22 protein-coding genes are annotated in these 23,461 nt (G+C 31.8%); 5 read left to right on the top strand and 17 right to left on the bottom strand.

The window, feature by feature from the left end; all coding sequences use genetic code 11:
* Positions 1 to 2: 2 nt before the first annotated feature.
* The 8 genes from ACZ5N4_RS01055 to ACZ5N4_RS01020 all read right to left on the bottom strand — a co-directional run bounded on the left by ACZ5N4_RS01055 (position 3) and on the right by ACZ5N4_RS01020 (position 12,203).
* On the bottom strand, positions 3 to 776 hold the full coding sequence (locus tag ACZ5N4_RS01055; RefSeq protein ID WP_464210783.1) for an ABC transporter permease: 774 nt from the start codon (positions 774 to 776) through the stop codon (positions 3 to 5).
* A 40-nt stretch (positions 777 to 816) separates the two neighbouring features.
* Positions 817 to 1,752, bottom strand: coding sequence for a GDP-mannose 4,6-dehydratase (locus ACZ5N4_RS01050; protein WP_464206374.1), 936 nt, complete (start codon positions 1,750 to 1,752; stop codon positions 817 to 819).
* A gap of 2 nt (positions 1,753 to 1,754) precedes the next feature.
* Positions 1,755 to 2,813: a GDP-mannose 4,6-dehydratase gene (gmd, locus tag ACZ5N4_RS01045; protein WP_464206372.1), complete on the bottom strand. Its 1,059-nt coding sequence runs from the start codon at positions 2,811 to 2,813 to the stop codon at positions 1,755 to 1,757.
* Positions 2,814 to 2,850: 37 nt separating this feature from the next.
* Entirely contained in the window at positions 2,851 to 3,930 is a 1,080-nt protein-coding gene (locus tag ACZ5N4_RS01040) for a mannose-1-phosphate guanylyltransferase/mannose-6-phosphate isomerase (RefSeq protein ID WP_464206370.1), read from the bottom strand.
* 241 nt (positions 3,931 to 4,171) lie between these two features.
* Entirely contained in the window at positions 4,172 to 6,001 is a 1,830-nt protein-coding gene (locus ACZ5N4_RS01035) for an O-antigen ligase family protein (RefSeq protein WP_464206368.1), read from the bottom strand.
* A 340-nt stretch (positions 6,002 to 6,341) separates the two neighbouring features.
* Positions 6,342 to 9,254, bottom strand: coding sequence for a cell wall-binding repeat-containing protein (locus ACZ5N4_RS01030; RefSeq protein WP_464206366.1), 2,913 nt, complete (start codon positions 9,252 to 9,254; stop codon positions 6,342 to 6,344).
* Positions 9,255 to 9,832: 578 nt separating this feature from the next.
* Entirely contained in the window at positions 9,833 to 10,885 is a 1,053-nt protein-coding gene (locus ACZ5N4_RS01025; protein ID WP_464206364.1) for a cell wall-binding repeat-containing protein, read from the bottom strand.
* A gap of 448 nt (positions 10,886 to 11,333) precedes the next feature.
* Positions 11,334 to 12,203 carry a DegV family protein gene (locus tag ACZ5N4_RS01020; protein WP_464206362.1) on the bottom strand — a complete coding sequence of 290 codons (870 nt, stop codon included), beginning with the start codon at positions 12,201 to 12,203 and terminating at the stop codon, positions 11,334 to 11,336.
* Between the two features lie 274 nt (positions 12,204 to 12,477).
* Here ACZ5N4_RS01020 and ACZ5N4_RS01015 point away from each other — a divergent pair, with 274 nt between their 5' ends.
* The 5 genes from ACZ5N4_RS01015 (at position 12,478) to ACZ5N4_RS00995 (ending at position 15,157) form a co-directional block, all read left to right on the top strand.
* Positions 12,478 to 12,684 (top strand): hypothetical protein, encoded by a 207-nt coding sequence (locus ACZ5N4_RS01015; RefSeq protein WP_464206360.1) that lies wholly within the window; start codon positions 12,478 to 12,480, stop codon positions 12,682 to 12,684.
* 25 nt (positions 12,685 to 12,709) lie between these two features.
* On the top strand, positions 12,710 to 12,970 hold the full coding sequence (locus ACZ5N4_RS01010; protein ID WP_464206358.1) for a spore coat protein: 261 nt from the start codon (positions 12,710 to 12,712) through the stop codon (positions 12,968 to 12,970).
* 120 nt (positions 12,971 to 13,090) lie between these two features.
* A complete protein-coding gene (locus tag ACZ5N4_RS01005) occupies positions 13,091 to 13,900 on the top strand; it encodes a DUF2935 domain-containing protein (RefSeq protein ID WP_464206356.1) in 810 nt (269 codons plus the stop codon).
* Between the two features lie 233 nt (positions 13,901 to 14,133).
* Positions 14,134 to 14,568 carry a cell wall hydrolase gene (locus ACZ5N4_RS01000; RefSeq protein ID WP_464206354.1) on the top strand — a complete coding sequence of 145 codons (435 nt, stop codon included), beginning with the start codon at positions 14,134 to 14,136 and terminating at the stop codon, positions 14,566 to 14,568.
* Positions 14,569 to 14,599: 31 nt separating this feature from the next.
* Complete coding sequence (locus tag ACZ5N4_RS00995; protein ID WP_464206352.1) at positions 14,600 to 15,157, top strand: hypothetical protein; 558 nt, start codon at positions 14,600 to 14,602, stop codon at positions 15,155 to 15,157.
* A gap of 86 nt (positions 15,158 to 15,243) precedes the next feature.
* On the opposite strand, the gene ACZ5N4_RS00990 is transcribed toward ACZ5N4_RS00995, so the two are convergent.
* The 9 genes from ACZ5N4_RS00990 to ACZ5N4_RS00950 form a co-directional block, all read right to left on the bottom strand.
* On the bottom strand, positions 15,244 to 15,474 hold the full coding sequence (locus tag ACZ5N4_RS00990) for a DUF3892 domain-containing protein (RefSeq protein ID WP_464206350.1): 231 nt from the start codon (positions 15,472 to 15,474) through the stop codon (positions 15,244 to 15,246).
* A 341-nt stretch (positions 15,475 to 15,815) separates the two neighbouring features.
* On the bottom strand, positions 15,816 to 16,538 hold the full coding sequence (locus tag ACZ5N4_RS00985) for an amino acid ABC transporter ATP-binding protein (protein ID WP_464206348.1): 723 nt from the start codon (positions 16,536 to 16,538) through the stop codon (positions 15,816 to 15,818).
* Entirely contained in the window at positions 16,531 to 17,181 is a 651-nt protein-coding gene (locus tag ACZ5N4_RS00980) for an amino acid ABC transporter permease (RefSeq protein ID WP_464206347.1), read from the bottom strand. Before ACZ5N4_RS00980 ends, ACZ5N4_RS00985 begins: the two co-directional genes overlap by 8 nt.
* Before the next feature lie 118 nt (positions 17,182 to 17,299).
* Entirely contained in the window at positions 17,300 to 18,133 is an 834-nt protein-coding gene (locus ACZ5N4_RS00975) for an ABC transporter substrate-binding protein (protein WP_464206346.1), read from the bottom strand.
* A gap of 259 nt (positions 18,134 to 18,392) precedes the next feature.
* Positions 18,393 to 19,400 carry a lipoate--protein ligase gene (locus ACZ5N4_RS00970; protein ID WP_464206344.1) on the bottom strand — a complete coding sequence of 336 codons (1,008 nt, stop codon included), beginning with the start codon at positions 19,398 to 19,400 and terminating at the stop codon, positions 18,393 to 18,395.
* A complete protein-coding gene (lpdA, locus tag ACZ5N4_RS00965; protein WP_464206342.1) occupies positions 19,390 to 21,129 on the bottom strand; it encodes a dihydrolipoyl dehydrogenase in 1,740 nt (579 codons plus the stop codon). The genes ACZ5N4_RS00970 and lpdA overlap by 11 nt, the downstream gene beginning before the upstream one ends.
* 412 nt (positions 21,130 to 21,541) lie before the next feature.
* Positions 21,542 to 21,895, bottom strand: a complete 354-nt coding sequence (locus tag ACZ5N4_RS00960) for a carboxymuconolactone decarboxylase family protein (protein WP_464206340.1) — start codon at positions 21,893 to 21,895, stop codon at positions 21,542 to 21,544.
* 140 nt (positions 21,896 to 22,035) lie between these two features.
* Entirely contained in the window at positions 22,036 to 22,305 is a 270-nt protein-coding gene (locus tag ACZ5N4_RS00955; protein ID WP_464206338.1) for a hypothetical protein, read from the bottom strand.
* 15 nt (positions 22,306 to 22,320) lie between these two features.
* Positions 22,321 to 23,187 (bottom strand): tRNA 2-thiocytidine biosynthesis TtcA family protein, encoded by an 867-nt coding sequence (locus ACZ5N4_RS00950; RefSeq protein ID WP_464206336.1) that lies wholly within the window; start codon positions 23,185 to 23,187, stop codon positions 22,321 to 22,323.
* Between the last annotated feature and the right edge of the window lie 274 nt (positions 23,188 to 23,461).

The following is a 23,461-nucleotide window of genomic DNA, read 5'->3' as shown; positions in this document are numbered from 1 at the left end:
AATTACAATTCCTCCGCAAAGTTCTTTTGAAGCTTTTGGAATATAATATAACCTAGTACAATGAAACCTACGCTCCAAATAAATATAATTCCCATGTGAGATAAATCCGGCATAGTTTTATAGTATAGTATATTTCTAAATGCTAATATAATTGGTGTCATAGGGTTTAAATTAAATATTGGCCGTAATTGAGTTGGCACCATATCAATGCCGTACAATATTGGGGTTCCATACATCCAAGCCATGGTTATTATGCCTAATATATGTTCTAAATCTCTAAAATAAACGTTCAAAGCCGATACTATAAATGAAATTCCTAAAGCAAGTAAATATTCTAATATCATTATTACAGGCAAAAATAAAATATATTTACTTACACCTATTCCACTGAAAATTAATGCAAAAAACACTACTATCATTGTAAATATCATGTTCATAAAAGCTCCATTTACAACAGACATAGGAATTATTATTCGAGGAAAATATATTTTTTTTATTAAATCTTTATTTCCAATTATTGATGATGAACTAGCAGTAATTGAAGTAGAAAAAAATATCCATGGTACTAGTGCTACAAATAGAAAAATATAATACTTAGGTATATTCGATCTCATAATCACAGAAAATACCATTGTGTACACTAATAGTTGTAATAACGGATTTACAAAAGTCCACAAGAAACCAAGTACAGACCCCTTATACCTAGTTCTAAGATCTTTTTTTACTAGATTTGATAACATTTCTCTATAATTATATAGCTCTTTTAATTCGCGCAAAATTTTTCTTCCTTTCATAAAGAAATATGTAGCACGTATGCTACATATTTCTCCAGTAATCTAATGTATCTTTAAGTGTATTTTTTATATCATATTGAATTTCCCAATTTACGTGTGATTTTATCTTTGAGTTATCACATTGTATTATTGGAACATCTGATGGTCTTAGTTTATCTGGATCAATTTCTACCATTATTTTAGTATTGGATAATGATAATAAAATCTCTAATATGTCTTGTATTTTATATGGATTGCCAGATCCAATATTATATGTTTCACCGCATTTTCCATTTTCCATAAGCATAGCATAGCCTCTAACTATATCTCTTACATCTGTGAAATCTCTATATGCTTCAAGATTTCCAACTCTTATTACAGGCTCTGCCCCTTTTTCTATTTCTGCTATTTTACTAGCAAAATCAGAAACCACAAAGTTTTTACTTTGCATTGGTCCTATGTGATTAAAAGCTCTAACCATAATTAAGTTCATTTTGTATGAATTTATATATAATTTTGCTATTTGTTCCTGTGTCATCTTACTTATTGCATATGGACTTGCTGGATTTAGCATATGTTCTTCCTTTATTGGGCATTTTTCTGGCCTTATTACTCCATATTCATCACTAGACCCTATTATTAATACTTTGGTGTCTATATTATTTTCTCTTACTGCATCTAATAAATTTATTGTTCCATTCACATTTACATCTATTGTAAGTGTTGGGTTTTTCCAAGATAACGCAACAGAGCTTTGTCCGGCTAGATGATATATATGATCTGGATTTATACTTTTTATAGTTTCTTCCACCTCTTTTTTATTAAGCAAATCCATTCTGAAAATTTTTATATTATCAATATTTACATCATCTTCTATTACGGTTCCATAAACAGTATATCCTCGCTCTAATAAATATTTCGATAGATATTTTCCTACAAATCCATTTAAACCAGTAATAAGTGCTTTCAAATTAATCACTCCTACATTTCTTTTGTGGCTGCTGTTTCTAAATATCTATTAAAACTAATCTCTTCACTTACTCTTTCCAAATCTTCATTTACCATCATTTTAATAAGATCTTCAAATGAAACCTCTGGTTCCCAACCTAACACTTTGTTAGCTTTGCTGCAATCTCCATGTAAAAGCTCTACCTCTGCTGGTCTAAAGAACTTAGGATCTACTACAACAACGATCTTTCCATTTGCCTTATTAATTCCTTTTTCCTTTACCCCTTCACCAGCCCACTCAACATCTATTCCAGCATGTTTAAATGCAAGCTCTACAAATTCTCTAACCATATGAGTTTCTCCTGAAGCTACTACATAATCATCAGACTTATCTTGTTGCAGCATAAGCCACATAGCCTTTACATAGTCCCCTGCAAATCCCCAATCTCTTTTTGCATCTAGATTCCCAAGATATAATGTTTCTTGAACACCGTATCTTATCCTAGCTACTGCATCAGTTATCTTTCTAGTAACAAATTCTTTACCTCTTCTTGGAGATTCATGGTTGAATAATATTCCTGAACATGTAAACATATCATAGCTTTCTCTATAGTTTTTTGTTATCCAGTGTCCATAAAGCTTTGCTACACCATAAGGGCTTCTTGGATAAAATGGTGTAGTTTCTTTTTGTGGAATTTCCTGAACTAATCCAAACATTTCACTAGTGGAAGCTTGATAGAATCTTGCAGCAGGTTTTACCATTTTAATTGCTTCTAATAAATTAGTTACTCCAAGTGCATCTATATCTGCTGTTGCTATTGGTTGTTCCCATGAAGTTCCTACAAAAGATTGTGCCGCTAAATTATATACTTCATCTGCTTGTGATACTTTCATTGAATTAACTAAAGATACTAAATCCGTCATATCTCCATATATAAAATTTATTTTATCTTTTATATGCTCGACATTGCCATAATCAACAACACTTTTTCTTCTCATAAGACCATAAACTTCGTATCCTTTTTCAAGTAGAAGTTCTGCTAAATATGATCCGTCTTGCCCATTTATTCCTGTAATTAATGCTCTTTTCATCTAAATTTCTCCCTTATCAAAATAAAAATTTACTTTCTTATAGATATTCGGTTCTATTACATATCTTTAAATTTTCTATTACCTTTTTGACTTCTTGAGTGCTATCCTTACTTGCTATAAGTAATGCATCATCTGTATCTACGACTATTAAATTTTCCATTCCAATTGCAGCAATAAGCTTGTCTTGCCCTTGAATTATAGAATTTTTTGAATTTATAGTGATTACATTGCCTTTTATTACATTCCCATCATCATTAGTCTTATTTATTCTTTCTAAGGCAAGCCAACTCCCCACATCGTCCCAACCAAAGCTTCCTGGAATAGTATATATATTGTCTGCTCTTTCCATAATCCCATAATCTATTGATTCTGAATTAAAATTTGAAAATTCCTGCTTTAATATTATATCTTCCTCATCAGTTCCTATAGTTTCGTATATTTTATTAAGCCCATCATAAATTTCAGGCAATAATCCCGCAAATTCGCCTAATATTGTAGATGATTTCCATACAAACATTCCACTATTCCAAAGATATCTTCCAGATGCTAAATACTCTTTAGCTGTTTCTAAATTTGGCTTCTCTACAAATCTTTTTACTCTATATACATTGTTTCTTCTTATATCGGTTTCATCTCTTTCGAAGTTTATATATCCATATCCTGTTTCTGGGTATGATGGAGTTATACCTATTGTAATAAGGTTGTCCCCTTGTTTTGCAACCTCTACTGCATTTTTTAAAGTATCAATATATATTTCATTATATTTTATAAGATGATCTGAAGGAAGAACAAGCATTACCGCATCTTCGTATTTTTTCTTAATATGAACTGCTGCTAGTCCAATGCATGGGGCAGTGTTTTTAGCTATGGGCTCTAATAATATGTTCTCTTCTGGAATATCCTCTATTTGCTCTAAAACTAAATTTTTATAATCCTTATTGGTCACTATGTAAACATCATTTATATCAACTATGCTTTTTAATCTTTCTATTGTAAGTTGGATCATTGTTTTGCCATCATCTGTTAAACTTAAAAATTGCTTAGGTAGAAACTTTCTACTTTTAGGCCAAAATCTCTCTCCCTTTCCACCTGCCATTATAACTGCTGTTGTCTTCACCTGTATACCTCCAAATCAATTCGTAAAACTTGTATATTTGGTTTAATAATTAAAAAATAGAATTGATAAATTATGATCAAGTTTTTTAATCTCTTTATGTCAACAAATTAATACAATTATCATCTAAATTATGTATATTTTGATGTATTTATTATATCATATTTTCTATTTTGTTTAAACTTGAAAAAAGCATAACATTTACATAGTATGCCATGTTACACCTTTTTTCTCGTATATAAACTTAATTTATAGACTCATTCTTTTGTTCATCATTATTCTTTAACTTATAGTTTACACTAACACCTATTCCAAACAACACCCAAAAAACCGGAGCCACAGAAACTACACTATCATTGAAGCATCCTGCTCCTAAATATCCACAAACTGCTGTAAGTATAGCTAGTCCAATAACAGAATAAAAATCACTAAAATCATTTTTAAAATATATTTTAAAACTATCTATAATATACATAACAAACATAGCTAAAAATGCTATAAGAGAAATAAGCCCTGTATTTACTGCCTGCTGCAAATATAAATTATGTGCTTTATCTACAATCATGCTAGAAGTGTCATAAGCAATTATTTTACCCATAAAATCTGTCTGTGGAAATACTGCTGCAAAAGTATCCGGTCCATATCCAAAAAGAACATTATTCTTTATTAGTGGTATACCTCTCGACCATATATAGCCTCTTGCTGAGCCCAGTCTCTCTTTTCCTTCAAAACCAAACTTATCTACTTTTTTAATCTCAACATTTCCCTTTCTCTTATCAGAGAATTCAAACTTACCATTGTCTATAAAAATAGGTAGTTTTGAATTCGCTAAATTTAACTCCATGTTATTATTTTCATTATTTAAAGATAAGTCAGTAAAAGTTATATGTACATCTGAATATTTGCTATCCTTTAACAAAATACTGTTATTTTTACTATCCAATTCAAAATCTATAGGTTTATTATTTTCATCGGTAAAGCCTAATTTTTTTCCTTCATTTACTACATTAAAGCTAAATTTGCTTGTTTCCACTTTCAGTTTATTATTTTCCGAATAAATATCCTTTATGTAAAAACCGCTGTTAACCTTTCTAATACTCTCCCCATCTTTAAGAAGTGAAGCAACTCTATTTGCTAACATTCCATCAGAATATTTATTGAATCCAATAAATGTTACAATAACTAGTACTAAAAGGCCCAGAGCATATTTCCAGTTTTTAATTATATATCTTCTAAGGATTATTGCCAAAACAATTGTAGCAACTACTCCACCTATTATACCAGCTCTGGAGTGACATAATATAAGATTTAAGAACATTAAAAAAGAAACTATTCCTAAGATAATTTTGTAAAACTTATTCTTTAACAAAATAGTCATAGTAAAAGTAAGAGGAAAAATCATTGCCATATAGCTTCCCACATAGTTGTAATGATATAGTGTAGAATATATTATTTTTGCACCAAAATTAAATTTAATACCTTCTGATTTAATTCCTAAACCTTTCGATATAAGAATACTATTTCCTAAGCTTGTCTTAAAGAAATCATGCCCAAAATATTGAAAAATACCTATAGTTCCTATAAGAATAGCTGAAACTATTATTGAAATTAGTACAGCCTTAAATTCACTCTTTTTATCAAATAAATTAGCACATATAAAAAATATAACGAGGTAAGCACATATAACCATAACCCCTTCATATCTCTCTACAAATCCAAATAGAGAAATTTGTCCATACTCCGAAAATATTGATGACAATATTACACAAATCATATATGTAAAAAGTGGTATATATATGTGATTTTTTCTAATTTCTATGCTCTTTGTCGAAAGTTTAATAATAAATACAATAAGTGCTGCAATAGCTAAAATTATTATTGCCCATGATTTATAATAAGAAAAAATGTCTAATGAATTCGCAGCTCCAGTCCAGTACTTATAGTAATCTCCTCTAAGTTCTAGCAATTTTCCATGAACTATAAGAGGAACAAGCGATACTAATATAATAGGAATTATAGAGTACCAAGGCTCTTCATTATTCTTACCATATAAACCATATAAGTCATCTTTCATTTATTTACCCTCCAATGCCAAATATACTATACTTATATATAATATCACATTTTTTAGCAAATTGTGGAGCAAAGTTTCAAGAAAATCTAATATTTTTTTAAACATTCAGCTCATAATATGCCGTTAAGTGTTATTTTGCCTTATTACAAATTTAATATAATATAAAACGAAAAGACCAATGGAAACTACCATTAGTCTTTTAAAAATCATTTGATATGACAATATTTTTTAGGAAATGATATATTATAAAACTCTTACGATATGAATTTTCATTTTGAAGTGATTTGCAATAAACAGTATATAGAAGGATAGCTTAGCTACCCTTCTATATTAAATAATGTTAGTTGTTATTAGCAACTTTTACATCAACATAATTAACTATATTGCTCTCGTGTACTCTTTGTATACCAATTCTTACATATCCTGATGGGCTACTAGTTACACTGCTTTTTGAATTAACAGTGAATGAACCTCCTGATATTGTTATTGGTGCTGTATCTACATCTCCGCTCTTAGCTGCTACTTTAATCTTACCTAAAGTAATATCCTTTTTAACATCATATGAAATAGCATCATCATTTATGTCTTTGATACCACCTTCATTCTTAGAAGCATCTGCTTTTATAAATATAGTACCATCTTGAGCTACTCTAACCTTACCATCACCTTGTGAAGTGCTTACATTTATTTTAGAAGCATCAATTACATCTTTTAATTGTATTGAACCAAATGTAGTTGATAATCCAGTGTTAAAGTTAGCACTTGAGATTGAAGGAGTTGAATCCTTAATCTTTACAGTAATTGAAGAAGTTTTGTCACCATATTTTGCAGTAATAGTTATTGTTCCTGTAGCTACATTGTCGATAGTATTATCCTTTTGTTCATTAGTTAATAAATCATAGAAATTATCAGCTTTATAATCATCTTTACTAGCAGCAGGAATTCCTATTGCAAAGTTTCCTTCACTATCTACACTTATATCTTTAGTAGTTGAAGTTGTAGAATTATAGCTAGCAAGTATTTTCTTATTGCTATCATTTGTTGCAGTTATTGTAACTGCCTCTCCTGATTTTACTTTTCCTAAATAAGTTCCGTTTAAGCCATACTTATTTAAGTTAAGCTTAACATACATATCTCCATTATCATCTGCTGACTTTGGATCTAAATCTATTGTAAGATCTTTAGAGTCACTATCATCTGAAGCTGCTTCAAGTTTAACAGTGTTAACTGCTGTATCTGCAACAACTTCTACAGGTACAGTTAAGATTACTCCATTTTTGTTGTAAACCTTTATGTTTCCTTTACCAGAAGTAGCTTTAGCCTCAACTTTTATTGTTGCTTTTCCATCTCCATCATCTGTATCAGTAGGAAGAGTTATAGCTGCTACAGTTGTACTACCATCTTTAACTTCAGTAGATATTTGGAATTGATCATCCTCAGTTGCTGATGAATTGTTTTTTGCCTCTATTAAATCTCCATATTGATCTTTAAACTCTACAGTGAAAGTAGTGTCTGCGCCTTTACCAATTTTAATTGAAGAAGTAGACGCTGTTGCACTTGTTACCTTTCTTGAAGTATCACTAGTTACAGTGAAAGTATAATCTTTAGATACACTTCCTGACTTAACAGTTAAAGTGAAAGTTCCAGGATTTATAGCATTGATTTGTCCTGTAGTTTCATCAACTGTAGCTACAAATGGATCTGAAGAATAGAATTTCTTGTTTGTAATTGTTACGCCTGAAGCATTTGCTATAGTTCCCTTAACTTTAGTAACTGTTGCTGTCTCACCTTTGTAAAGTTTACCACTAGTTATTTTAGTTGTTTCACTTCCATAAACACCATGTTTAACAGTAATGTCTGATAATGAATTAGCAGTTGCATCTCCATTTATTACAGTTACTGTTTCATTGGCAGTTTGACCTATAACTTCATCGTTTTTGCTTATCTTAACTGAGTACTTAAAGTCTCTGCTTGAGTCTGTGCCAATGAATGATTGTAATTTATCTTTAGATAATATTCCATCTTTGCTTACTCTACTATCATTTGAATCTAAAACAGATTCAGTTGTTGTGAATTCAATACTATATCCAGCATTAACTACATCTTGAGCTGTTACTTGTGTTCCACCGTTAACAGTGAATTTTAAAGTTTCATCATTAGCTTTTGCGTTTACAAATTGATCTTTAACAGTTTCAACTGATGTAATTGTTCCATTAAATACTGGATTTACAGGCTTAACAGCATCGTTTATAGCGTTAACAGTTGCATCTGAAACAACTCCTGTTCCTCCAACAACGTTAAGGTCAGTTTTGTCTGTAGCATTAGCTTTAATGTAAGCTATAGCACTAGCTGTTCCTTCATTACCATCTTTGTCTACTAATACTAATGGAGCTGATTTCTTTCCAGCTAAAGCTGAAGCTACTAGAGCATCTGCATATCCATTATCTTGTGCATTGTATGCTGCTGAAGCAACATATAATGAATCCATTTTAACTGTATCTTTGAAGTTAGATAAAACTTTTTGGTTTGTATCCCATCTATCTTTTCCACCGTCAACTCTTGTTCCTTTAACAGTGTTTAATATAGCATCGCTTATAACATTTTTAGTTCCAACTACAGTAACGTTTGACTTGTTCTTAGCTACGAAGTCAAGTACTGGTTTCATGTAGTTAGAATCGTTCATTCCTAATAAAAGGATTTGTCCTTTTGCTGCTGCGATTGGAGCTACTGATAAAGCATCTGAGAATCCTTCTCCTCCAACCATGATTGCGTTGCTTGGATCTACTCCTAAGTCAACTAATTTTTGAGCTACAGCTGCATTAGTTTCGTATCTGTTAGCTCCACCTAATTCTACTAAGTTGTAGTTAGCTTTTAAGTCAGCTCTTACTGAAGCTGAAACTGAAGCGTTTCCACCAACAACATATACGTTTTTAGCTTTTAATGTGTTTAACGCTGCTTTAGTATCTGAATTTAATGAACCAGCTGTAGTTAAAAGTATTGGTGCGTCTAATTTCTTAGCTAATGCTGATGCACTTACTGCGTCTGCATAACCTTCACCTGATACTAATACTACGTTGTCGCTAGTTGTCCAGTTTGTAGTAGCAACTTTAGCTGCAGTTGCATATCTGTCAGCTTCTCCAACTCTTGTTACTGATCCTTGTGCTGCTTTAACTGGGCCAGCTGATAGAGCTGTTGTTAAAACTAAGGACATAAGTGTAGCACTCGCTAGTGCTTTTGTACCTTTTTTACTCATATTGTAATACCCTCCTCGATTAAGTGAATTTTAATTAAAATTCTTAATATATATATATATTTTTAAATATATACTTTATTAAAATATATCCAAACCCCCTGCAAAGCGCTGTAGCTTGGTCATATTTTTAAAACAGGATTAATTATAACATATTTATACCACACATTCTAGTAATTATGTATAAATTTATTTAATTTTTATTAAAAAATCTATCAATAGATAAGATTTCCAAAACTCACTCTTAATTATATCATAACTTAAATATCATTTCTACTATATTCATGATATATTAATTTATTCACTTTTTAGAATATCTTTACTATGATTCTATTATACAACATCATTTCTAGTTTTTCTATACCTTGTACCTTAGTAAATTTAACCACAATATCCATTTATGCATATATGAGGATACTAAAAAATTCAAATGTCTGCTTATGTATAATTTTGTTGTCTAATATATTCTACACATAATTGAAAATTCCTCCTTATGAGGAAAAAAATTTGGCAGGATAGTGAAAAATTTATTATAATACTATCCTTACCAATAATTTATTGTGTATTTTTTTATTTTTAATCTACTCTATAGATATAACTTCAAGACTGTCTCCTGCTTGTAAACTATCTTTAATACTGTCTGAAACAGATGCAGTACCACCTACTATTACAACTTTAGAAGTATCTTTTACATTAGATAAAATATATTCTTGAGCTAAAGCTATTTGGCTTGCATTTGCTCCAACTCCGCTTAGTACAAGTGGTGAACCTGTTTTTGCTGCTGCTGCTGAAGCAACAAGAGCGTCAGCGAACTGATCGTTTGTAGCACCACCAGCTGCTACATAAACATTACTGAAATCTAAACCATCAGTATTTTTAAAGTAATTTAGCACAGCTAAATTTGTAGCGAATCTATCAGGAGTGTTTTGAGTTATTTTTGTTCCACCAACAGAACTTACTACTGATTGTGGTAATACACCTTCTCCTCCAACAGCTAGTACTGATAAGCTATTTGAAGTTACAACATCTTTCACTACAGGTGCCACTGCTTTTGAAGTTCCAAATAATACTGGATATCCTTTTTGTGCTGCAATTGATGCTACAGATAATGCATCTGCATATCCATCTTGTCCATTAACTAGTACAGCACCTTTTTTACCACTAAGGCTTAATACTCTTTTAGCAACTTCTGCATTTGTTCCCATTCTTGAAGTATCTGTTATTCCAGCTATACGCTCAACTTGATAGCTTGCTTTTAGCTTGGCTTCTATTAACGGAGATACTACACCAGTTCCCCCTACTATGTAAACTTTTGATGCTCCAAGATTTTGAATTGTAGTTAACACTTCTGTCTCTAAAGTACTTCCACCTGCTGTTAAAAGTATTGGTGCATTAAGTTGTTTTGCAAGAGGTGTAGCACTTACGGCATCCGCATATCCATATCCATTTACTAATATTACATTTGATGCCTTTCCAAATAAGTCTGTAGCAACTTTATTTGCTGTACCTATTCTTCCACCTGATCCCCCATCAGTTCTTGTAACTGTAGCAGCTTGTACATTCGCTGCACATAATGATATAGAAAGAACCAATGCTGTAAGCATAGTGCTTAAAAATCTTCTTCCTTTAACCATTAAGTTTCCCTCCCATTCTTAAATATACTTACAATTTAATGAAAATTTTTCACTTTGTAGTATTTTCTTCATATTATACACCATATATCGGTGTTTTGCTATAAAACTAATCCAAAATTTATATGACTCTATTTAGTTTTCGTAGTTTTAACAAAAAAGTTTATATATTCTTATAATGATAATGAATCCTTAAAATGCAAGTTATTCCACCACGTAAACAAGAGTCATTAACTCCAATATTAATATATTTTTCATATTCATGTTTAAGCGTCCTAGATTTAACTTTCAAGTCTTCATAAATATAGACGATTAAACATCCTTTTCCGCTTCAAAAATTAAAAATTTTTTTATACTAAGTTTTATTTAATTATTTTTTCTATTTCTAGAATGAGAAGATCTATCGAATCTCTATAATCCTTAAGTGTAGATACCCAACTCAAACTAAACTTTATTCCCTACAATCTCCCATAAAAAATAATGCAACTAAGCCTGCTCCAGTATGAGAGCCTACTACAGGGCCAATGTTGTTTATAATTACATCTTTAACCTTGTATTGTTCAAGAATTAAATCTCTTACATACTCAGCATCCTCAATGCAATCTCCATGGCTTATAGCTATTACCTCTTCTTCCGGGTTAACTATTTTCTTACTTAATTTTTCTACAAGAGTCTTTAAAGCTTTCTTTCTTCCCTTTACTTTTTCAACAGGAATAAGTCTTCCCTGATTATCTACAAATAATATTGGCTTTATATGAAGCAAGGTTCCAACCATGGCTGCAGTACCGGATATTCTTCCCCCTCTTTTTAGATGATTTAGATCTTCTGGCGTAAACCAGTGATTTACCTTTAGTTTATTTTGTTCTATCCAATTTATAATTTCATCTTTTGGGGCTCCTTTTTTAAGCATGTCATAAGCGTAGTAAATCAAAAGCCCTAATCCTAAAGATGCGCTTTTACTATCTATTACTGTTATATCAGCATTTTTATATTCTTCTATTATTTGTTCTCTTGCTAGCTGTGCACTACTTGTGGAGCCGCTTAACGCTGAAGAAAATCCTATATATATAACTGATTTTCCTTGCTCCGCATACTTTTTAAACTCATCATAATATAATTTAAAATTCACCTGTGATGTAGTAGACATCTCTCCAGCTCTTAATGCATCATAAAATTCTTTATAACTTGCAGTTTTCCAAAAATCATCCTTACGCTCAACGCCTTTAAGTTCATAAGTAAAAGGCAGGTAAGGAATATTATTTTCCTCTATATATTTAAGTGGTAAATCACTACAGGAATCGATTAGTATTACTGTATCCATTTAAATCCCTCCCAGCAAAATTACTTTTAGTAAAATAAACCTTAATATAACTTAGCATTATATCCATATTATATATATTTGTCCATATGTACATTTTATTATACTTTTACACACATTTCCATTTTTTATTTATAACTAATGCTATAGGATATCTCATTAAGGTAAAAGAAAATATGAGTTTTTATCATAGGGTTTCAAAATAAGACTAATATTTATGAACTTCAATGAGAATAATAACCTTGTAATAAATTCAAACAAAAGGAGGCTATATTTTATGGCAGCTCAAAACAAACAAATTGAAGCTAATAATTTAAAAGTAGTTGAAGATCAACTAAATTATGAATCACTTATGAATAAGAAGTTTAATGAGTATTCATCTATGTGCAGCGATACTCAGTTAAAAAACCTATGTAATCAGGCTAGCCAGGTTCACAAGCAAAATTTTAACTCATTAAAAACATATCTTGATTCTCATCAATAATTGAATATATAGGGAGGTATTTGTTATGAATGAAAAAGAATTAATGACCGATTTACTCGCTAGCGAAAAACAAGTGATATCAGCCTACAGTACAGGAATTACTGAAACTTCCTGTCAAAATCTTAGAAATGTGCTAGTTAACAACTTTAATGGTGTTCAAGATATTCAATTCAAGGTATTTGATGCTATGAAGCAAAAGGGATGGTATACAACAAAGGATGCCCAGGATAACGAGGTTATGCTGCTAAAGAATCAAGCAACTCAGATGATGAATGAATTAAAATAACCATCTAAAAATGAAGCCTTTTCATATTTATACTTTTATATGCAAAGGCTTCATTTTTTTGTAACAATTTTATAGTAACTGAATATTATACAATGTAGAGATTTTTTTTGGAGGTATCTTTTGAAATTTACTGATTACAGAGATGAACTACTATTTGAACACCGTTTTTGGCTCCAAATACTAGGAGACCATTCACGTTTTATTCTAAACTCCCTATCACCAGAAGAAAAAGATAAAATACAGACAGCTAATCATTTTATACACTTATTTGATAGCCTTCTTGAAAAAGCTCGAAGAGAGCCTACAATAGAAGAGATTAATTTATTGAACACATCAGCTTATAATTCTGCAAATAATCTTCGTGCCTTTAAACTTCAGATTCTTTCTCAACAACTGGCAGGTAAAATAAAGATTAATTTGCCTTCAACCTTTATTAATCACATGGTTAACGAATTAGATGAGTACTTACTTATTTTAAGTTGTATGATGAAGGATCATAGTAACTTATCCCACCCTTTACATTATCATTTGCTATGGTTACTTGACGGATCTGGCCACGCTTCTTCTATAGAACGCAGCTTAGATATGTCTGAAAAAGATTTAATAAAAGTAAGCAAAAAATATGGTAAAAAATTTTATAATTTGTATCTTAAGTCTAACGAATTTAGAGGGTATATGAGAACAGGATTGAGTGATTTTCCTGCGCTTCACAAGTTAAATCAAGATGCTGATTTAGAAATGAATTCTTTCAAAAAGTTTTTAAAGGAATTAGAAAAACTAATTTTAGATAAAAAAGTACTTGGTACCTTAATGCCTCTTACGACAGATCATATGTACAGGGAAGAATGCTATTATCTTACAAAGTTATCTAAAGTATCAGATGTAAAATCACCTGAATGTGATCCTACAAAACCTCGAATTAATGTGTAACCTTTTATATACCTCTATCATATTATAGTTAATGGGATTGATTAATCTTGAGGACAAAGTACTGTTACTTTAGCAGGTTGCGAATATGGTTATTATACCATTTAGGTGTCCATTGAAGGCTATTATGTACTCCGTTAAGAAATTTTATTTTTATACAAAAGCGTAAATAACCAGAACCTTTTAGACTTTTAATAAATAAAATGATATTGTAACTAATTATTGAGGTGAATTATATGGATGACAGAGAACTTCTGGCCAGAATTGTTAAGTGTGAGGCTGGTGGTGAAGGCGAGAACGGCATGAAAGCAGTTGCCAGTGTTGTTATGAATAGAGTGAACGTCTCATCTGGTGAATATCAAAGGATAGGTCAAGGTAGCTTAAGAAGAGTAATCTATCAAGAAGGACAGTTTGATTGTGTTCGTCCAGTGCTTGGAGGAGTAGCTAATCCTCAAACTATTTGGGCAAACCCACCAGAGCAGATACATTACGATATAGCTGATTGGGCCCTTTCTGGCAACAGACTATTTACTGTTGGTGCTTCGCTATGGTACTTTAACCCTTTCGGACCATGCCCTTATACCTTCCCATATAATGGTAGTGGCAGTTTCCAGGTAGCAGTAGTAAAGCACTGCTTCTATAATCCTACGGCACTTTATTTTGAAACCTAATAATTCATAAATATTTTTTGGAGGTAAACTTATGTTTCCAAACTGTTACTTAAATCACATGAACTCAGGATATAGAGCCATGCCGCCAATGCCTAGTCCATCTATGTTCCCAGGCGGAATGTTCCCAGGCGGAATGTTTCCAGGCGGAATGAGTCAAGGAATTCCTAGCCCTGGAGGTCCTATGCAAGCTCCTGATATGGAGAACGTTGAATTAATCCCTGGAGGCACTAGCGCTGGCGCACCTACACCAGGAGGCACACCAGGTCCTACACCTTCAGGAATAGGTGCACCTGGCACTGTTGGGGTAACACCTTCTCCTTTTGTAACAGCACCCGGTGCACCTGTGGTATTAGACACTAACTATACTCAAGGTTACTTAAGAACTCAGATAGGTAAAAGGGTAAGAGTGACCTTCTTACTTGGAACAGGTACCTTACAAGACCGTGTGGGAATTTTAGAAAATGTGGGTATAAGTTATATAATTATAAGAGACGAGTATACTGGTACTGACGTACTGGGAGATATATATTCAATTAAATTTGTAGATATATTCCCATCAGCTCCTGTTGGAACCCCAGGGACACCTTAAGATTATGCTCATCAGATTAATAATATAAAGTAAGATTAGCTTTTGCTAATCTTACTTTGTTTATTTTGAGGTGTTCGTATTATTTTCTAAAAACTTGGCATATTGTCTAAATTATCATTATCTTTATCATTAGGATTGCTTCTTAAATAATGTCTTCCATTCCTAGCTGTACCAACGTTTACTCCTTGGATCAAATTATCTTTTGCCATCATTATTGCTTCATCTATAGAATATACATTTCCGTTTTCCAGCATTACATCTGTTATGTCTCCATCATTATTTTTTCTAACTTTTATTACTTTTGATTTTTCTTCCATGATCATCCCTCCTAGTAATAGTATTTGAATAAATCTGTAATATATACAAAAAAAGCACAGCTTTATACAAAACTGTGCTTATATATAGGGAAACTAACCAGAAAGTTAACTTATACGAAGAGCTATGTTTCCAAAGCTGAAGGTAGATTTAAAAACTTTGTGTCAGTCTTAGCGAAGGGTTTTAAGACAACCTTAGAACCTTAGATAGTGTTTGAGCAGAGCGAGTTTATCTAAGTTCTTAGGTCGTCTAAAACACAAGCTTTAGACTGACTAAAAGTTTTTAACGTACTGAAGCTTTGAAACATAGCTCGAAGTATAAGTTAGCTTTCGGCCTAGTACCCTTATAATACTTTTCCTAAGAAATCCTTAGTTCTTGGATGTTGTGGATTTCCGAATAATTCTTCTGGTACATTTTCTTCAATTATATTTCCTTGGTCCATAAATATAACTCTATCTCCAACTTCTTTTGCAAAGCCCATTTCATGAGTAACAACAACCATTGTCATGCCTTCTGCTGCAAGCTCTTTCATAACATCTAGAACTTCTCCTACCATTTCTGGGTCAAGAGCTGAAGTTGGCTCGTCAAACAACATAACATCTGGTGACATAGCAAGTGCTCTTGCTATAGCTATTCTCTGCTTTTGTCCACCAGATAACTGTCCTGGATAGCTATTTGCTTTATCGTCAAGACCTATTCTCTTTAACAAATCAAAGGCTATTTTCTTAGCTTCTTCATCTGACATGCCTTTCAACTTTTTAGGTGATATAGTTATATTTTCTAAAACGCTTAGATGTGGGAATAAGTTAAACTGCTGAAACACCATTCCCATCTTTTGTCTTAGTTTATTTATATCTGTACCTTTGTCCGTTATAGATATACCTTCAAAAACAATTTCACCTTCAGTAGGTTCTTCCAGTAAATTAAGACATCTTAAAAAGGTACTTTTACCGGAACCACTTGGGCCTATAACAACAACAACTTCACCTTGATTTATTTCTATGTCTATTCCTTTAAGAACATGTAATTTATCAAATTTTTTATGCAAACCATTTACTTTAATCACTTGTCTTCATTCTCCTTTCAAAGGCACCTACAATTTTTGAAAGTGTAAATGTCATTAAGAAGTATATTATCGCTGCTACAATTAAAGGTGCAAAAGGCTGGAATGTGTTACCTCTTACAGTATCAGCATTATACATAAGCTCATGTATACCTATTATAGATGCTATAGAAGATTCTTTTATAACAACTATAAATTCATTACCTAATGCAGGCAATATATTTTTAATAGCTTGAGGTATTATTATATATCTCATAGACATTGCTGGAGGCATACCTAATGATCTTGCAGCTTCCATTTGTCCTTTATCTACAGCCTGTATACCAGCACGTATTATTTCCGCTACATATGCAGAACTATTAACTGATAGTGCTATTATACCAGCAACAAAGTCTGGAAGACTAATTCCTATGTGCGGAAGACCATAGAATACAATATATAATTGTACAAGTACCGGAGTTCCTCTTATAAATTCTACATAAGCAGTTGCTATTAAATTTAAAATCTTTTTCTTCGATAACTTCATCAGAGCTAAAATAACTCCAAGCATTACACCAATTAAAACTGTAAAGAATGCTAGGAATATTGTAAACTTGGCTCCATTAACAAAAAACATGTAATAATTAGATAAAAAACTGAAATCCAATACTACGTCCTCCCCGTCTTATATTAAATTAAAGTGGTAAAAAATAATGTGCTCAGAAAATAAATTGTTAGGTAACTACAGCTACCTAACAATTATTGCTGAACTTAAAGGTCTCACTTTATTTTGTCTCTACTGAGTTAGTTGCATCAGTAACGTATTTATCAATACTCTTATCTTGAACTAATTTGTCTAATGTCTTATCTATTGCGCTAACTACATCTGCGCTTCCCTTTTTAACTGCAACTGCAGAACCTGCTTCTTCAGTTTGAAGTTTTATATCTGATATAACCAAGTCCTTATTAGCATTTACATTTGAAGTTGCAACTGGCAATTCTACTATAACTGCATCAACTCTGTTGTTCTTAAGAGCTAAAACTAAATCTGATATTTTTCCAAGAGCTACAGCTTCAGAATTTGGCATTTGCTTCTTAGCTATTTCTTCTTGTATTGCTCCTTTTTGAACTCCTACTCTTTTACCTTTTAAATCATCTACTGATTTTATCTTATCTTTATCAGAAGCTTTTACTATTACAGTTTGAACTGCTCTATAATAAACTTTTGAAAAATCTACATTTTTCTTTCTTTCTTCTGTTGGAGTCATTCCAGCAGCAACAATATCAACATTTCCTTGATCTAAAGCTGCAAGCAGTCCATCAAACTTCATGTCTTTTATTTCAAGCTTTACTCCCATATCTTTTGCTATTTGTTTTGCCACTTCAACATCAAAACCTACGATTTCATCTTTTCCATCTACTGATTTATGGAATTCATATGGTGGATAGTCCGCACTTGTACCAAGAACAAGTTTTCCGTTCTTCTTTATTCTTTCCATAGTTTGTGATTGTGATCCACTATTAGATGTATTTTGATTGCTTCCACAAGCAGCAAAAGTAAACATTGAACCTACAACTAAAGACACTGCTATAAGCTTCTTTAAACTTCCTTTTAACATTTTGATTCCCCCCAAAATTTCTATCACTTAATGATTCAAAATTAATTCTTGTATTATTATACATCCACTTTCATGTTTATACAATACTTTTTATAAGTTTTTTTAATAAAAATTCATAACTATATCTATAAAAAATGGATATTCATAGAGTTATCAACTACATTTTAACTTAACTTGAATATTTATACACCTTATATTTATATAAATACCAGATTAAATTAAAAATTTACTACTTAAAACTCAATGAATATCCACATTATTAAAATTGTAACACTTTACTTTTCATCCAACTATATATATCATTTATTATTTCATCTTCACTAAATTCAGTGCTTAAGCATCTTATTTTTTCACATATTTTTGAAACGTCAAAATTTATTCCCTCAAGTACATCACCTAATCTTAAAATAAGGCTACTATTTAAAGCATCAGAATATATAACCGCCTTTTCTATATATGCCTTTTTTAGGGTTAATCCAATTTCTATATCTCCCCAGGTAAATCTATTTTTAAAGCTTATATCAAATGAGGGGGATTCCCCATAAATCCATTCCCAGGAAGAATACTTATTATATAGTTCATTTAATTTAAATATCTCTTCGTTTAATATATATTCCTCAGGGTTTCCTCCATATATCTCTTTAAAACTTTCTTTTAGTCTCATTTTAAATGACTCTACAGTTATAGTCTCCCTTAAACTCTTTAAGTTTACAACTCTAGCTTGCACCGAATCTATACCTTTGGACTGTATTTTCTCTTTTGAAACCTGGAGATAGCTGCCTAATTTACTTATATCGGTATCAATAAGTATAGCACCATGATGATATGCTGAGGTTTTCGTAAAATAAAAAGCATTTCCAGAAAACTTCTTTCCATTTACCTCAATATCATTTCTTCCAGAAAACTGTGCATTTATCCCTTCTTTTTGAGCTGCCTTTAATATAACCTTTAACTGTTTTTCTAGATTATACAAAGCTTCACTAGCCACAAATGTAAAATTTAAATTTCCCAAGTCATGGTACACTGCGCCACCACCGGAAAGTCTTCTAGCTATTTTTCCATTATTCAGTTCTAGTTCTTTACATTTGCACTCTTTCCATGGATTTTGATTTCTACCTATAACTACAGTGTTTGCATTTTGCCATAAATAAAGAATTACCTCATCTTCTTCTACATTATTTAAAAGGTATTCTTCTAAGGATAAGTTGTAATAAGGATCAACTGATGTAGATACAACAATTTTTGTTTTTATATCTTTAGTTAACAAAGTGTAGAGATCCCCCTTCTAAAGCAAGAGCTCCTTCGTGTATAGCTTCTGCTGTAGTAGGATGTGCATGTATAGTTTCTGTAATCTGTTCTGCTGTTAACTTGTTTTTCACAGCTAGAGCTAATTCAGCTATTAAATCTGTTGCATGAGGTCCTATTATAGCGCCGCCGATAACAACTCCAGTAGCCTTGTCCTTTATGATTTTTACAAAGCCTTCTTTTTCACCATAGGTCATGGCTTTTCCATTAGCTGCGAAAGGAAATTTACCTACCTCTATTTCAATACCTTTTTTCTCTGACTCTTTTTCTGATACTCCAACCACAGCAATTTCAGGATGTGTAAATATGGCACTTGGAACTACATCATAATTCATGCTGCATTCTTTTCCCATTATATTTCTTGCTGCCACTACTCCTTGATGGGATGCCACATGTGCCAATTGAATTATATTAGTTGCATCACCTATAGCATATATATTGTTTAAACTAGTTTGCATTTTATCATTTACTGATATGGCTCTTTTGTTAGCAGTTAACTCAATATTAAACTTCTCTAACTCTGCAGTGTCTATTGAAGGAGCTCTACCAACTGCCATTAAAACTTTATCTGCTGATAGATATTTTTTAGTATCTTCTTTTGAGAATACTACTATTGATTGGTTGTCTTCGCCTTTTAATATTTCTTCGACCTTACAACCAGTATATAACTTTATGTTGTTATCCTTTGCTATTACAGTTATTTCATCACATATATCTTTATCTAAGGTTGCTAGTATTGAATCAAAATACTCTACCACATATACATCTACACCTAGCTTGGAGTACATAAATGCAAATTCCATACCTATTATGCCGCCGCCTATTATTATTAACTTTTTAGGAAGCTTATCCAAATTCAGAGCTTCATTACTGGTTATAACGTTTTCTGAATCTGCACCTGGTATTGGAAGTTTCACAGCTTTTGAACCTGTTGCTAATATTATATTTCTAGCGTTAATAGTTATCTCTGTGTTATTTTCTTTTACAAATAGGCTATCTTCTTTTACTAATTTACCTTCACCTTTTATGATTCTTACATTACGTTTCTCAAGTATAAATTGAATTCCATTTCTTAATTCTTCTACTATATTGTTTTTACGCTGAATTATCTTTTTCATATTTACTGATACATTTTCTGCTACTAGACCAAATTCATCTGCTCTACATAAGCTGTCATATACCTCTGCTGACCTTACTAAGGTTTTAGTTGGAATACATCCACGATTAAGACAAGTTCCACCTAAATTTTCTTTTTCAATTAATACTACATTTGCTCCCAGCATAGCACCTTCAATAGCAGCTACATATCCACCAGGTCCTCCCCCAACTATAGCTATATCACAGCTTATTTCTTCTTTTTTAGGCTTCATTAATCCAGCGAAATAATTAAAAGATGAGGCACTTTTAGTACTAGAGGTACTGTCTATCTTTTTGTTATCCTCTTTAACCCCGACAGCTTCTCCTTCTATTTTAGCTATTACAGTTCCTAAGCTTATAGTGTCTCCCTCTGAAATCTCTATGCTTTTTATAACACCTGAAAAGTTAGATTTAAAAGTTGAGCTCCCCTTTTTACTTTCTACATCACAAATGTTATCATCAGCATTAATTGTGTCCCCAACACTTATATACATTCTGCATACTTTACCATCCTTAGCGTGTCCATTTAACTTATCTAATACTATATCTAACATCACTTACCTCCAATTATATGAATAACTTTGGAATAGTTATTATAGATATTCAACCTGGGTGCTTAACTAAGTAGCGGTATTCGCAAGGGACACCATCATACATGCCCCTGTGGATTCCTTAGTTAAATCATGTATCAGAGTTAAATACCTATGAGATTAAAAACTAGAAAGTTAACTTATACGAAGGGATATATTTATAGTTCTGCAGTAAGATTAAATACTTTTTCTATGAGTCTTAGCGAAGGATTGGAGAAAAACTTAGAAATTAGATACTGTTTGAGTGTAGCGAGTTTATCTAAATTCTTAGTTTTTCTCCAATACAAGCTTTAGACTCATTAAAAAGTATTTACGCAACAAAGAGCTATAAATATATCCCGAAGTTTAAGTTAACTTTCGTCTTTTTACCACTATACTATTTGAAATCCCCTTCGAATTCATCTATGCTGTCTTTTAATAATGTAACACTGTAAGCCATAGTAGGGCCGCCTCCAAATGCAACTGAAACCATAGCAGCTTCCATTATTTCTTCACGAGTTGCGCCTGCTTCTAATGCTTTGTATGCATGGAACACTATACAATATTCACAACGATTGTATACTGCAATAGCAACACTTATTAATTCCTTTGCTTTTGTCTCTAATTTTCCTGGTTTATAAGCTGTTCCAAGTAAATTCATGAAAGCATCTACGCCTTCTTTATTAGTTGCTCCAAAGGATTCTAATCCTCCAACAAAATTATTTAATATTTCTCTTGGATTTTTTGACATATTAAATTCCCCCTAATAGTTTATTTTAATTATCTTACTAATGATTAGTATAGCAACTAATTTGTAATAATTCAATATATAATTTGAAATTTTCTATTAAATATACAAATAGACCGCACCTCTTCTATAGGTGCGGCTTATTACTCTTCATTATCTAATTCTTCTATTACTAACTTATCAAAATCCAGCTCTTCAACAAAATTATAGTGGTTAAAACTAGTCTTACTTCTTCTGTTGTATTCATCTAAGTTGCTAGGCAGCCAGTAGGGCTTAGATATGTCAAATTTGTTACAAAGCTCAGTTATACAGAACTTTAAGTTATCCTGATAGCTTCCGTCTATATCAGCTGTAACAACATCATCTTTTAGAGCCTTACCGTCCTTAATCAATCTTCCCCATATTCTTAGCATACTGTCCCTCCAATGCTACTCTTCATCATAAAAATCTAGAAATGAATAGTCTTTTCCACCCTTTTCCCATCCTAAGATAGAGTCCATGTTTACATTTTGTGCAGATCTGAATATAGACTTTTCTACGTCCTTAAAATTTTTCTTTAAAGATTCAATTAAATCCTTAATTTCATATCTCTTGTTTCCTATCTTTTCAGCAGCAACCATACATGCACAATTTAATGGCCAAATGCCACTGTTTTGAATAAATCGTTTAATATAATCCTCGTGAACATAGTAAAGTGGCCTAATAAGCTCAAGTCCTTCGAAATTTGTAGACTTCAACTTAGGCATCATAGTTTTATAGTTCCCTGAATATAGTACATTTAGTAATGTAGTTTCAATAACATCATTAAAATGATGTCCTAGCGCAAGTTTATTGCAGCCTAATTCTTTAGCTTTATTGTATAGAGATCCTCTACGCATTCTTGCACACATGTAACATGGATAATCCTGCGCAATTTTGTCTACTACGTCAAAAATTCCCGATTCAAAAATATGAATTGGTATATTTAAATACTCACAATTATCAATTAATAGTTTTTTTATGTCTGGATGGTAACCTGGATCCATAGCAATAAACTCCAATTCAAAGTTCATTTGCCCATGGCGCTTTAACTCTTGAAATAGCTTAGCCATCAGTATACTGTCCTTACCACCGGAGACAGCTACTGCAACTTTATCACCATCTTCTACTAGTTTAAAGTCCTTAACTGCTTTTACAAATTTTGACCATATATGTTTTCTGTATCTTTTAGTAATACTTCGTTCTATTTCCTGAAGTGGTTTTCGTTCTTCGTATGGAACTAGCACTTCGCAACCTTTTCCTGCTATATCACTCATTTTAAATTCCCACCTCTCTTTTTACGGAAATATTATAGCACCTTTACTGGATTTTGTCTTTATAATATAGAATTATATTGTAATATCTATAATTATTCTTCATAGAATCATTAAAAATAGTATTTGTAAGCTGAAGCATAACAATTCTAAACTTTCTTGTTATATTGTAAATAAAACACCAGATCTTATTAGATAAAGAATTTTTGATACATGTTACCCCTCTTTACTACTTCAATATCACGTATATATTATTGCCTGTTACCCACAAGTTTTT

The organism is Clostridium nitrophenolicum (assembly GCF_055391695.1).
The sequence above is the reverse complement of the archived record's forward strand: the minus strand, read 5'-3'. Positions and strand labels throughout refer to the sequence as shown.

Bases quoted from the DNA above. Each gene is read 5' to 3' on its own strand.
- ACZ5N4_RS01010 (WP_464206358.1), top strand. From the start codon at position 12,710: ATGAATGAAAAAGAATTAATGACCGATTTACTCGCTAGCGAAAAACAA.
- ACZ5N4_RS01030 (WP_464206366.1), bottom strand. From the start codon at position 9,254: ATGAGTAAAAAAGGTACAAAAGCACTAGCGAGTGCTACACTTATGTCC.
- gmd (WP_464206372.1), bottom strand. From the start codon at position 2,813: ATGAAAAGAGCATTAATTACAGGAATAAATGGGCAAGACGGATCATAT.
- ACZ5N4_RS01020 (WP_464206362.1), bottom strand. From the start codon at position 12,203: ATGGATACAGTAATACTAATCGATTCCTGTAGTGATTTACCACTTAAA.
- ACZ5N4_RS00950 (WP_464206336.1), bottom strand. From the start codon at position 23,187: ATGAGTGATATAGCAGGAAAAGGTTGCGAAGTGCTAGTTCCATACGAA.
- ACZ5N4_RS00955 (WP_464206338.1), bottom strand. From the start codon at position 22,305: ATGCTAAGAATATGGGGAAGATTGATTAAGGACGGTAAGGCTCTAAAA.
- ACZ5N4_RS01000 (WP_464206354.1), top strand. From the start codon at position 14,134: ATGGATGACAGAGAACTTCTGGCCAGAATTGTTAAGTGTGAGGCTGGT.
- ACZ5N4_RS00975 (WP_464206346.1), bottom strand. From the start codon at position 18,133: ATGTTAAAAGGAAGTTTAAAGAAGCTTATAGCAGTGTCTTTAGTTGTA.
- ACZ5N4_RS01015 (WP_464206360.1), top strand. From the start codon at position 12,478: ATGGCAGCTCAAAACAAACAAATTGAAGCTAATAATTTAAAAGTAGTT.
- ACZ5N4_RS01035 (WP_464206368.1), bottom strand. From the start codon at position 6,001: ATGAAAGATGACTTATATGGTTTATATGGTAAGAATAATGAAGAGCCT.
- ACZ5N4_RS00995 (WP_464206352.1), top strand. From the start codon at position 14,600: ATGTTTCCAAACTGTTACTTAAATCACATGAACTCAGGATATAGAGCC.
- ACZ5N4_RS00990 (WP_464206350.1), bottom strand. From the start codon at position 15,474: ATGGAAGAAAAATCAAAAGTAATAAAAGTTAGAAAAAATAATGATGGA.
- ACZ5N4_RS00960 (WP_464206340.1), bottom strand. From the start codon at position 21,895: ATGTCAAAAAATCCAAGAGAAATATTAAATAATTTTGTTGGAGGATTA.
- lpdA (WP_464206342.1), bottom strand. From the start codon at position 21,129: ATGTTAGATATAGTATTAGATAAGTTAAATGGACACGCTAAGGATGGT.
- ACZ5N4_RS01025 (WP_464206364.1), bottom strand. From the start codon at position 10,885: ATGGTTAAAGGAAGAAGATTTTTAAGCACTATGCTTACAGCATTGGTT.